The organism is Trebonia sp. (genome assembly GCF_049794275.1).
GTDB lineage: Bacteria > Actinomycetota > Actinomycetes > Streptosporangiales > Streptosporangiaceae > Trebonia.
Genome location: NZ_JBARCR010000800.1, coordinates 1 through 10,408, shown reverse-complemented (window position 1 = coordinate 10,408; position 10,408 = coordinate 1). Strand labels below are relative to the sequence as shown.

The window sequence follows — 10,408 nt, the reverse complement described above, 5'->3', positions numbered from 1 at the left end:
GAGCAGGCCGAGCAGGCAGTCGGCGGCGACCATGGCAGGGCCGGCGCCTAGTGCCCGCAGCACCATCCGGTCGGCGCCGCCCGCCCGGACCTGCCGGGCGATGGCCTGCGCCCCGACGAGCAGCGTGACGGCCAGCCCGATGACGGCGAACGCGGCGAGCGCGATCCAGTCTGGCTCGATGCTGCTCTGCACCTGCGCTTCGTCGGCCGACGCGACCCTGAACCAGGCGGCGCCGCCGGCGCCGAGCCTGGCGTCCGCCTCCCCCTCGACGGCCGGGACGCTGTCGGCGCCGCCGTCGAGCTTGAGTCCGTACCAGGAGATGCCGCTGCTCGTCCCGGCCGCGAGCAGCGTCTTCGTCAGCGTCGGGGTGAACAGCAGGTCGCCCTGCGGGCGGTCGGTGTCGTCCTGCACGAGCTCGTCGTTGAACTCGACCAGCCCGGTGATCCGCGCCTCGATCCTGACCACCGGCCGCACCCGCGCCGTTCCGTAGCCCGGCGACCCCGCCTGCGCGTCGGTGTAGAAGCCGATGGGGACCAGTTCCCCGACGCGCAGCCCCAGCAGGCTAGCGGCTCGCGCGTTCATCATGACCTCGTCGCGGCTGGCCGGGTTAGCCATCCGCCCGGCGAGGACGCCGACCCGGTCCTGATCGAAGTACAGGCCGTCGACGCTGGCCACGGACGCCACCGTGAGGCTCGCGGCGATGCTGGCCGGCAGCGGCGCGCCGTCGGGGCCGAGCACATCGGCGACGGGCTCCACGGCCGATTCCGCGTGCCGCACCAGCGGCAGGCCCGCGACGACGCGGGCGAACGGCGGCAGGCCCGCGGACGTGCTGGCTTGCGAATACTGGACGGTCAGGTCGGACGGGTTCGTGCTGGCGAGGAACACAGGGAACGACGACTCGGTGCGCCTGGCAGCCGCGGCCGCCCCCAGCGCGACGCCGCCGGTCAGCCCGATGATCAGGACAAGTCCCAGGTAGCCGGCCCAGCGGCGGCGCAGCGTGACGGTCAGCCGGTACCAGGCGGGCCGCAGGACATTCACACTACGTCAGTGTGGCGCGCGTCCGGCCCGCTGCCAATCAGGCCAACTGGTCACGCGACGTGGTGCCACTACCACCCGCGGTCGGGTCAGGCGGCGATCGGCAGGCCCAGCCCGTCGCCTGCCACGCGGACCAGAACGGCGGTCCAGGTGCGGAACGGGCGCCAGCCCTCGGCGATCCGCTCGAGCTCGGCCGGCGACGCTGGCCCGGGGCCGGTGCCGTAGAAGTGCGCGACATAACCGGGCAGCCGCGGCTCGCCGAACGTCAGCAGGTCGGTGACCCCGGTGGCGCGCAGCAGGATGAGCGTGGCATACGTCGGCCCGATGCCGGGGAGCTGCTGCAGGTGCGCGAGCGCCGCCGCGGGCTCCATCGACGCGAGCAGCCCGGGCTCGAGGGCGCCGTCGAGGGCCGCGCGGGCGACCGCGTGCAGCCAGGCCACCCGGTTGGGGGCGACGCTGCGGATCGCATCGGCGCTCAGCAACTGGCCGGGGAGCGGGAACGCGTGCACCTGCTCGCCGCCGACGGTGAATGTGCGCCCCAGTTCGGCGCTGATCCGGTCGCGGATCGCCGCCGCCTGCGCGCGGTGCCGCCGGGCGCTGATGATCGACCAGGCGGCGGCCTCGTAGGGGGAGTGGAACAGCACCGGCCGCAGCCCCTCATGCTCGCGCTGCAGGGCGCCGATCACGGGGTCGCGGGCGCCGACCTCCGCCCACGGCGCCGCGTCGTGGTCGAGGGACAAGATCCGCCGGACCTGCCGCAGCACGGCCTCGGGATCCCCGTCAGTGTCGACGGTGGCGGCGATGGCCCCGCCGGGAACCTGCGCCAGGCGAACCCCGGCGTGGTGCCGCATGTCGTCGGTGACGAACGCCAGCCGCATCTCGTTCCCCGCTGGCAGTGGGCGCGCCATGTTCGGCCCGAACCCGAACCCGGCGGCCGCGGCCAGCGAGAATGGCCCATCCGGCTGGATGGTGCACGTAGTGAGCTTCATGTCACAGATATAGCTCTAGGGTCTGACATTCCGTGCTCAGACGTGCTCAGGAAGGGGCCTGGAATCCCGATCACGGGGTCTTGCCGTACGCGTCGTGGTAGTTCCACCACGCGTACGGTGGGGACTGCGGATAGCCCTCCGGCGAGTCCTCCCACGCCTCCTGGCGGCCAAGCGCCGTGATATCCAGGTAACTCCAGGTGCTTCCCATCGCCTCGGCGCCCCGGCTGTTGACGAAGTAGGTCCGGTAGATCCGCTCGCCGTCGCGGACGAAGGCGTTGGTCCCGTGCCACTCGTCCACGCCGAAGTCTTTGTCAAAGTCGTCGGTGATCGTGTACCACGGGATCAGCTCCCAGCCCATGCGCTCCTTCAGGCCCTGGATCTCGGCCTGGGGAGCGCGCGAAACGAACGCGAGCGTCGTGTCCCGCGCGTTCAGGTGGGCGGGGTGCGCGACCTGGTCGGCGAGGAACGAGCAGCCCACACAGGCACGTTCTGGGTAAGCACCGCCCCCCTGCGGGTACGTGGTGACGTCTGGCGCGTAGAAAGCGCGATAGACGATCAGCTGCCGGCGACCCTCGAACAGGTCGAGTAGGCTCACCGGGCCCTCCGGACCGTCGAAGCGGTACTCCTTCTCCACCGCCATCCACGGCATCCGGCGGCGCTTGGCGGCCAGCGCATCGCGGGCGCGGGTCAGCTTCTTCTCCTCGACCAGCAGGTCCTGGCGGGCGACATCCCACTCCCGCGGTGACACGATCGGTGGAGTCTTCATCGTGGCCTGCCCTCCCTGGGGGTCTAGCTCCCGCGGTTCCACCGCGCCCGGCGGAACATGGTGCCGTACGTCCTGTGGTAACCCGTCGCCTGGTCGATCGCGTTGGCGTAGTAGACCGGGGTGTTCCGCTCCGGCGGCGGCAGCGCGGTGGCCTGCGCCACGTCCAGGTCGCAGCGGATGTAGCCGGCGGTGATCGCGGCGACGTGGTCCGCGTCGACGAACCGGAGATGCTGTGGCTGGAGCAGTTCCAGCCGCCGGGCGGCCGACTTTTCGTCCCTGCTCAGGTCGCGCTGGATGCGCCGGTCCAGCCAGCCGCCACCGCCTGTCCACACCACGATCCCGTCGAAGACATCCTCCTCGGGGACCTCGAGCACGTGCTCGAGGATGCCGAACTGCGTCCCGTCCTTGGTGAGCACCGGGACGCCAGGGGAGACGCCCTGATAGGAGACCGCGAACTGCTCGTCGTCGTCCATACGCCGACGATAGCGGACGCAATGGGACGCCGCCGTTGACACCGTGCCGTAATTGACACAGGGCCGTGATGCGGGAGGATTCCGGTGTGACGATGGTAGAGACAGCGCGCGGCCCGGTACCAGCTTCGGACCTCGGCAGAACGCTCATGCACGAGCACGTGTTCGTGCTGACGGCCGACGTCCAGCAGAACTACCCCGACGAGTGGGGCGACGAGGACGTCCGCGTGGCGGACGCCGTGCGGCGCCTCAGCGAGCTCCCTGAGCACGGCATCGGCACGATCGTGGACGTCACCGCGATCGGCCAGGGCCGGAACGTTCCGCGCGTCAAGCGGATCGCCGATCAGGTCCCTGGCCTCAACATCGTCGTGGCCACCGGAATCTACACGTTCGACGAGGTGCCGATGTTCTTCTGGCGGCGGCACCGGGAGGCCATGACCGAGCTGTTCGTCCGCGACATCACCGAGGGGATCGCCGGCACCGGCGTCAAGGCCGGGATGCTCAAGTGCGCGGTGGACGAGAAGGGCCTGACCCAGGGCGTCGAGCGCGTGCTCAGGTCCGTCGCGCAGGCGCACGCCCAGACCGGCACGCCGGTCACCATCCACACGCACGCCGCCGGCCAGCACGGCCCGGCCATCCTCGAGGTGCTCAAGCAGGAAGGCGCGGACCTGGACCGCGTCGTTCTCGGGCACAGCGGTGACGCCACCGATAGTCCCGACTACCTGGAGAGCATGGTCCAGGCCGGGCTCACCCTCGGCATGGACCGGTTCGGCATCGACCACTTCGCCACGTTCCAGGACCGCTCGGACCTGGTCGTCGAGCTGTGCCGCCGCGGCCTCGCGGACCGCATGGTGCTGTCCCACGACACCTGCTGCTACATCGACTGGTTCGAGCCCGGCTCGCTCGACGACCTCACGCAGTGGCACTACCTGCACGTCAGCCAGGACGTGCTGCCGTACCTGCGAGAGCACGGTGTCACCGAGGACCAGATCGACGCGATGCTGGTCCGCAACCCGGCCCGCATCCTTGCGGGCAAGGCGGGCTAAGCGCGTCAGTCCCGAGCCTGCCAGGTGGTGATGCAGGCCTCGTTGCCCTCGGGGTCGGCCAGCACCCAGAACGCCGGTGCCGCCGCGTCGCTGAGCAGCCTGCCGCCCGCGGCCAGCACGGCCTCAAGGCGGGCCTGCGCCTGGTCGTGCGGCACCGAGACGTCGATGTGGATGCGGTTGCGCTGCGGCCGCGGGGCGTCCATCTGCTGGAACCACACCGCCGGCCCCCGGCCGGCGGGATCGACGATGGCGTGCGGCGACTCGTCCGCGTAGCCGAACACCGCCCGCCAGAACGGCAGCACCGCCGGGATGTCCAGTGCGTCGATCCCGATCTCGGCCGTCTGCACCCGCGCCGGTTCCGGCGGAAGGCCCAGTTCGCGCAGCCAGGCGGAGATGCCCCAGGCGGCCGCGGCGCTCGCCGGCGAGGCCCGCCCCTCGCCGAGCACCCCGGCGAGGGTGATCACGAGCCGGTCAGGGCGGATATCCAGCCGGAGCTGCCCGTGACCATCCGCGGCCGGCACGGCGCTGTCGAGCGTGGCCAGCGTAGCGGCCGTATCCGCGGCCTGCCGCAGGGACTCGGTGGCCACCTGCGTGCACAGGTCACCGAGGACGAGCCGCCAGCCGGCGTCGGCGACCGCCGCGGAGAGCTCTGCCCGGTTGAGCCCTGCCCCGGAGAGCGGTGCCCCGGAGAGCGGTGCGGAATGCATGCGCCCATCCTGTCAGCGATCCGGACTGCTAACGACCCCTATCCCGTCGAAGACGAGCGTGCACACCGCGTCGGCCACCGCGGCGCCGTCGTCGCCAGGCCGTGGCTTGTACCACTCCGACACCGAGTTGACCAGGCCGAACAGCAGCCTGGCGGTCAGCGCCGGGTCGATGTCCGTGCGCAGGTCGCCGTCCGCGACGGCCTGCTTGACCAGCGACGCGGTGAACCGGTCGAACTCGCGGCGGCGGGCGAGGGCCTCGCGTTCGGCGGGAGTGTTGCCGTGCACCCGCAGCAGCAGGGTGACGAACGGGAGCTGCGCCGCGAGCACCCCGAGGCTGCCCCTGACCAGGTGCTCCAGCCGGTCCACGGCGCGACCGGGAAGTGCCTCGGCCGCTGCCGCGACGCGGAACAGCCCGTCAAGGGCCCGGCCGGTGCCGAGCCGCAGCAGCTCCTCCTTCGAGGAGACATGGTGGTAGATCGCCGACTTCGTGATGCCCAGCGCGAGGGACAGGTCTCCCATCGAGGTCGCGTCGTAGCCGCGCTCGTTGAACAGCCGCACCGCGGTCACCAGGATCGACTCCAGGTCGTGCCCTGGGCGCCCGGGGCGGCGGGGGCGCCGGGGCTCGCGTCCCGCGGATACGACTTCGTTCACGTCGACCGCTCGTCGATCACGCGCCGCATCTTCCCCGTCGACCGCTCCAGCGTCCCGGGGTCGACGACCTTCGCCTGCACCGTCACCCCGATGCTGTCCTTCACCACTCGCACGATCTCCGCGGCTGCCGCGTCGCGAGCCCCGGCCTCCCGCGCCTCCGCGGATCCCGGCGCCGCCTCGACGAGCACGGTCAGCTCGTCCAGCTGTTCCGGCCGGGTGAGCAGCAGCTGGAAATGCGGCGCGAGCCCGGGCACGCGCAGCACGATCTCCTCGATCTGCGTCGGGAACACGTTGACGCCGCGCAGGATGATCATGTCGTCGCTGCGCCCGCTGATCCGCGCCATCCGCCGGAACGGCGCGTACGAACTCCCGGGCAGCAGCCGCGTCATGTCCCGGGTGCGGTACCTGATGACCGGCATCGCCTCCTTGGTCAGCGTGGTGAGCACCAGCTCCCCGGGCTGCCCGTCGGGCAGCACCGCGCCGTCAGGCCCGACGATCTCCGGGTAGAAATGGTCTTCCCAGATGTGCAGCCCGTCCTTGGTCGTCGCGGACTCCTGCGCGACGCCAGGCCCGATCACCTCGGACAGCCCGTAGATGTCGACCGCGGTCAGGCCGCCCCGCTGCTCGATCTCGCGGCGCATCGCCTCGGTCCACGGCTCGGCGCCGAAGATCCCGATCCGCAGCGACGACTCGGCCGCGTCCAGCCCCTGCCGCTCGAACTCGTCGAGCAGCGTCAGCATGTAGGTCGGCGTGACCATGATGATCTCCGGCCGCAGGTCGTTGATCAGCTGCACCTGCCGCGCGGTCACGCCGCCGGAGGCGGGGATCACGGTGCAGCCCAGCCGCTCGGCGCCGTAGTGCGCGCCGAGCCCGCCGGTGAAGAGCCCGTACCCGTAGGCGATGTGCACCGTGTCGCCGGGCCGCCCGCCGGCCGCCCTGATGGACCGCGCCACGACCGAAGCCCAGATGTCCAGGTCGTACTTGGTGTAGGCGACCACGACGGGCGTCCCGGTGGTGCCGCTGGAGGCATGGATCCGCGCGATCTGGTCCTCGTCGACCGCGAGCAGCCCGAACGGGTAGTTGGCGCGCAGGTCGTCCTTGCTGGTTAGCGGCAGCTTGGCGAGATCGGAGAAGTCGTGGAAGTCATCGGGCTGCAGGCCGACCGCGTCCAGCATGTCCCGGTAGAACGGCACGTTGGCGTACACGTGCCGCAGCGTCGCGCGGAGCCGCACGATCTGCCGCGCCCGCAGTTCCTCGGGGCCGCCCGGCATCGCACCCGGCTCGTCGTCGTCTTCCACTCTGAACGCACCCGCCACAGCGGTCACCACCCAACTTGATTACTGACCGAACGATCGGTCATTATTGTTGTATGGAGCTCAGCGAGACGCAACTGAGCGAGCACTTTGAGGCGACGATAGCCCGCCAGGGCCGGATCGAGCCACGGGACTGGATGCCTGACGGCTACCGCAAGACGATGATCAGGCAGATCGCGCAGCACGCGCATTCGGAGATCATCGGGATGCAGCCGGAGGGCAACTGGATCACCCGCGCCCCGAGCCTGCGCCGCAAGGCGATCCTGCTCGCTAAGGTCCAGGACGAGGCCGGGCACGGCATGTACCTGTATGCCGCGGCGGAAACCCTCGGCACCGACCGCGCCGACCTGACCGAGCGGCTCATCGACGGCAGGCAGAAGTACTCGTCCATCTTCAACTACCCGACGCTCAGCTACGCGGACGTCGGCGTGATCGGCTGGCTGGTCGACGGCGCCGCGATCTGCAACCAGGTGCCGCTGTGCCGGTCGTCGTACGGCCCGTACGCCCGCGCGATGGTCCGGATCTGCAAAGAGGAGTCGTTCCACCAGCGCCAGGGTTATGAGCTGCTGCTCACGATGATGCGCGGCAGCGACGCGCAAAAAGCCATGGTCCAGGAGTCCGTGAACCGGTTCTGGTGGCCGTCGCTGATGATGTTCGGCCCGCCGGACGCGCAGTCCCCGAACACCGAGCGCTCGATGGCCTGGGGCATCAAGCGGCATACCAACGACGACCTGCGCCAGCGGTTCGTCGACATGACGGCCCCGCAGGCGGACCGGCTGGGTGTCACGCTGCCGGACGACAAGCTCCGCTGGAACGAGGCCCGCGGCCACCACGACTTCGGCGAGGTCGACTGGGCCGAGTTCAAGGCGGTCGTCGGCGGCGCAGGCCCGTGCAACGCCGACCGGATCGCCCGGCGGCAGGCAGCCCACGACGCGGGTTCCTGGGTACGAGAGGCGGCGATGGCGCATGCCGCCAAGCACTGAGCCACCAAGCACTGGCTGGCCGCTGTACGAGGTGTTCCTGCGCGGCAAGCGCGGCCTGAACCACGTGCACGTCGGGTCGCTGCACGCCGCCGACCCGGAAATGGCGCTGCGGCACGCCCGTGACCTGTACACCCGGCGGAACGAGGCGGTCAGCATCTGGGTGGTCCCCGCCGACGCGATCACCGCGTCCAGCCCGGACGAGAAGGACCCGTTCTTCGCCCCGTCGGGCGACAAGGTGTACCGGCACCCGACGTTCTACCAGATCCCGGAAGACGTGCCCCACATCTGATGAGCGAATCTGAGAGCGAATTCGACGCTTACCTGTCGCTGACTGACGTCACGGAGGATGACCACCGCTGGGCGTTCGGCACGGGTTTTGCCGACCCCCTCGCGGGGGTCGATGTGACGCTGCAGGCAGGCGTGAACCCATCAGACGCCGCCGCCCTCGCCGAGCGCTGCCTCGCGCTCGGCGACGACGCGCTCATCTACAGCCACCGGCTCCAGCAGTGGGTCACCCGCGCGCCGGAACTCGAGGAGGAGACCGCCCTCGCCAACATCGCACTCGACCTCCTCGGCCAGGCCCGCCTGCTGCTGACCCGCGCCGGCCAGGCCGAAGGGCGCGGTAGGGACGAGGACCAGCTCGCCTTCTTCCGTGACGAGCGCGAGTTCCGCAACGTCCGCCTGGTGGAGCGCGCCGATGCCGACTTCGCCGAGCTGACCGCCCGTCTCCTAGTCTTCTCCGCCTGGCGGCTGTCCCAGTTCGACCGCCTGACGGCGGACCCTGACCCGGTGCTCGCCGCGATCGCGGCCAAGGCCGTCAAGGAGCTGACCTACCACCGCGACTACGCCGCCGCCTGGGTCATCCGCCTCGGCGACGGCACGGACTACTCACACGCGAAGGCGCAGGCAGCTCTGGACGCCCTATGGCCCTTGGTCGGTGAGCTCGACCTCGACGCCGACGCGGCCGCCTACCTCGACGCGGTCATCGCCGAGGCCACCCTCCCCCGCCCGTCGGCGCCCCCGCTGGCCCCGGTCGCGGGCAAGACGGGCCGCGACGGCACGCACACCGAGGCAATGGGCTACATCCTCGCCGAGCTGCAAAGCGTCGCGCGCGCCAACCCGGACGCGACATGGTGAGCGCCAGGGAGACGGCCGGGTCCGTTCCGGATCCCGAATTTCCGGCCCTCACCATCGCGGACCTCGGCATCTTGCGGGACGTGCGGGAGGCGGACGGGGCAGTGACGGTCACGATCACGCCGACGTACTCCGGCTGCCCCGCGATGGCCCAGATCGCCGCCGACCTGCGCCGCCGCCTAGAGCGGGCGGGCTTCCGTGAGGTGGCGATCCGCACCGAGCTGTCGCCTCCCTGGACCACCGACTGGATCACCCCCGATGGCCGCAGGAAACTGGCCGAGGCGGGCATCGCACCGCCGGGGCAGCCGGCCGCCCGTGGCGGGCCTGTTCTCGTACCGCTCGCGGTGCCGTGCCCGCGCTGCGGGTCGCCTGACACCCGCGAGCTCTCCCGGTTCAGCGGCACCGCGTGCAAGGCGCTCTACCAGTGCCAGGCCTGCCGGGAGCCGTTCGAGCACGTGAAGGAGTACTGAGCGTGCCGCCCGCGGTGTTCTATCCGCTGACGGTGTCGGCGGTCGACCGGCTGACGGCGGACGCCGCCGCGCTGACGTTCGCCGTCCCGCCGGACCTGCGCCAGACGTTCGCGTTCCGCCCGGGCCAGTCGCTGACGGTCCGGCGCGGCGACGAGCGCCGGTCCTACTCAATCTGCGTCCCGCCGGGCAGCGCGCCGCGGATCGGCGTGCGCGAGGTGCCGGACGGGTGCGTGTCCGGCTGGCTGGTGCGCGGCACCCGCCCCGGCGACACGATCGAGGTCCAGCCGCCGTCCGGCGCGTTCACCCCGGACCTGGCGGTACGCGGGCGGCACGTGCTGATCGCGGCCGGTTCTGGCATCACGCCGGTGCTGTCGATCGCGGCGGCGCTGCTGGCGGCCGGAGCCGAGGTCACCCTGCTGTACGGCAACCGCCGCGCCGACACGGTGATGTTCGCCGACGAGGTGGCCGACCTCAAGGACGCCTACCCGACCCGGATGCGGCTGGTCCACGTGCTGTCGCGGGAGGCGCAGGAGGTCGACCTGTTCACCGGCCGCCTGGACGCGGCGAAGCTGCGAACGCTGCTGCCGGCTCTCCTCGACGTGCCGGCCGTCTCCGACTGGTGGCTATGCGGCCCGTTCGGCATGGTGACCGGCGCGATCGAGGTCCTGAGCTCGTTCGGCGTGCCGCGCCAGCGGATGCACCGCGAACTGTTCTATGTGGAGGAAGAGCCGCCGCCCGTCGTCACCCACACGGAAACCGCGGGCCCCGGCGCTGAGGTCACGGTCATTCTCGACGGCCGCGCCACGACGGTCACGATCCCGCCAGGCACCCCGGTCCTCGACGG

13 protein-coding genes are annotated in these 10,408 nt (G+C 71.2%); 6 read left to right on the top strand and 7 right to left on the bottom strand.

The genetic code is table 11. The annotated features are described in order from the left end of the window. The 4 genes from WA805_RS20960 to WA805_RS20945 all read right to left on the bottom strand — a co-directional run. On the bottom strand, positions 1–1,038 hold a 1,038-nt coding region (locus tag WA805_RS20960; RefSeq protein ID WP_425243171.1), incomplete at its 3' end, for a hypothetical protein. Between the two features lie 86 nt (positions 1,039–1,124). Next, on the bottom strand, positions 1,125–2,024 hold the full coding sequence (locus WA805_RS20955) for a DNA-3-methyladenine glycosylase family protein (protein WP_425243170.1): 900 nt from the start codon (positions 2,022–2,024) through the stop codon (positions 1,125–1,127). A 70-nt stretch (positions 2,025–2,094) separates the two neighbouring features. Beyond that, positions 2,095–2,790 (bottom strand): DUF899 domain-containing protein, encoded by a 696-nt coding sequence (locus WA805_RS20950; RefSeq protein ID WP_424559039.1) that lies wholly within the window; start codon positions 2,788–2,790, stop codon positions 2,095–2,097. A 23-nt stretch (positions 2,791–2,813) separates the two neighbouring features. Continuing rightward, a complete protein-coding gene (locus tag WA805_RS20945; protein ID WP_425243169.1) occupies positions 2,814–3,263 on the bottom strand; it encodes a hypothetical protein in 450 nt (149 codons plus the stop codon). A 92-nt stretch (positions 3,264–3,355) separates the two neighbouring features. Between WA805_RS20945 and WA805_RS20940 the strand changes: the two genes are divergently transcribed. Next, a complete protein-coding gene (locus WA805_RS20940; protein WP_424559045.1) occupies positions 3,356–4,306 on the top strand; it encodes a phosphotriesterase family protein in 951 nt (316 codons plus the stop codon). Between the two features lie 5 nt (positions 4,307–4,311). Here WA805_RS20940 and WA805_RS20935 read toward each other — a convergent pair whose 3' ends face one another. Genes WA805_RS20935 through paaK form a run of 3 tightly spaced genes read right to left on the bottom strand, consistent with a single transcriptional unit; the run spans position 4,312 to position 6,935 of the window. Further along, complete coding sequence (locus WA805_RS20935) at positions 4,312–5,013, bottom strand: VOC family protein (RefSeq protein ID WP_425243168.1); 702 nt, start codon at positions 5,011–5,013, stop codon at positions 4,312–4,314. Positions 5,014–5,025: 12 nt separating this feature from the next. Then, entirely contained in the window at positions 5,026–5,664 is a 639-nt protein-coding gene (locus tag WA805_RS20930; protein WP_422339590.1) for a TetR/AcrR family transcriptional regulator, read from the bottom strand. Continuing rightward, the gene (paaK, locus tag WA805_RS20925) at positions 5,661–6,935 is read right to left on the bottom strand and encodes a phenylacetate--CoA ligase PaaK (protein ID WP_425243172.1); all 1,275 of its coding nucleotides are present in this window, start codon (positions 6,933–6,935) and stop codon (positions 5,661–5,663) included. Before paaK ends, WA805_RS20930 begins: the two co-directional genes overlap by 4 nt. Positions 6,936–7,033: 98 nt before the next feature. On the opposite strand from paaK, the gene paaA reads away from it, so the two are divergent. From paaA to WA805_RS20900, 5 genes are all read left to right on the top strand, one after another. Next, positions 7,034–7,960: a 1,2-phenylacetyl-CoA epoxidase subunit PaaA gene (gene paaA / locus WA805_RS20920; RefSeq protein ID WP_422279936.1), complete on the top strand. Its 927-nt coding sequence runs from the start codon at positions 7,034–7,036 to the stop codon at positions 7,958–7,960. Next, entirely contained in the window at positions 7,944–8,249 is a 306-nt protein-coding gene (paaB, locus tag WA805_RS20915; RefSeq protein ID WP_422322656.1) for a 1,2-phenylacetyl-CoA epoxidase subunit PaaB, read from the top strand. The genes paaA and paaB overlap by 17 nt, the downstream gene beginning before the upstream one ends. Beyond that, complete coding sequence (gene paaC, locus WA805_RS20910; RefSeq protein WP_422286607.1) at positions 8,249–9,097, top strand: 1,2-phenylacetyl-CoA epoxidase subunit PaaC; 849 nt, start codon at positions 8,249–8,251, stop codon at positions 9,095–9,097. Before paaB ends, paaC begins: the two co-directional genes overlap by 1 nt. Beyond that, positions 9,091–9,564, top strand: a complete 474-nt coding sequence (paaD, locus tag WA805_RS20905; protein ID WP_422286609.1) for a 1,2-phenylacetyl-CoA epoxidase subunit PaaD — start codon at positions 9,091–9,093, stop codon at positions 9,562–9,564. The genes paaC and paaD overlap by 7 nt, the downstream gene beginning before the upstream one ends. A gap of 2 nt (positions 9,565–9,566) precedes the next feature. After that, positions 9,567–10,408 (top strand): FAD-binding oxidoreductase (locus WA805_RS20900; protein ID WP_425243167.1); only part of this gene is annotated, 842 nt, incomplete at its 3' end.

Bases quoted from the DNA above. Each gene is read 5' to 3' on its own strand.
- WA805_RS20955 (WP_425243170.1), bottom strand. From the start codon at position 2,024: ATGAAGCTCACTACGTGCACCATCCAGCCGGATGGGCCATTCTCGCTG.
- WA805_RS20950 (WP_424559039.1), bottom strand. From the start codon at position 2,790: ATGAAGACTCCACCGATCGTGTCACCGCGGGAGTGGGATGTCGCCCGC.
- WA805_RS20945 (WP_425243169.1), bottom strand. From the start codon at position 3,263: ATGGACGACGACGAGCAGTTCGCGGTCTCCTATCAGGGCGTCTCCCCT.
- WA805_RS20940 (WP_424559045.1), top strand. From the start codon at position 3,356: ATGGTAGAGACAGCGCGCGGCCCGGTACCAGCTTCGGACCTCGGCAGA.
- WA805_RS20935 (WP_425243168.1), bottom strand. From the start codon at position 5,013: ATGCATTCCGCACCGCTCTCCGGGGCACCGCTCTCCGGGGCAGGGCTC.
- paaK (WP_425243172.1), bottom strand. From the start codon at position 6,935: ATGCCGGGCGGCCCCGAGGAACTGCGGGCGCGGCAGATCGTGCGGCTC.
- paaA (WP_422279936.1), top strand. From the start codon at position 7,034: ATGGAGCTCAGCGAGACGCAACTGAGCGAGCACTTTGAGGCGACGATA.
- paaB (WP_422322656.1), top strand. From the start codon at position 7,944: ATGCCGCCAAGCACTGAGCCACCAAGCACTGGCTGGCCGCTGTACGAG.
- paaC (WP_422286607.1), top strand. From the start codon at position 8,249: ATGAGCGAATCTGAGAGCGAATTCGACGCTTACCTGTCGCTGACTGAC.
- paaD (WP_422286609.1), top strand. From the start codon at position 9,091: ATGGTGAGCGCCAGGGAGACGGCCGGGTCCGTTCCGGATCCCGAATTT.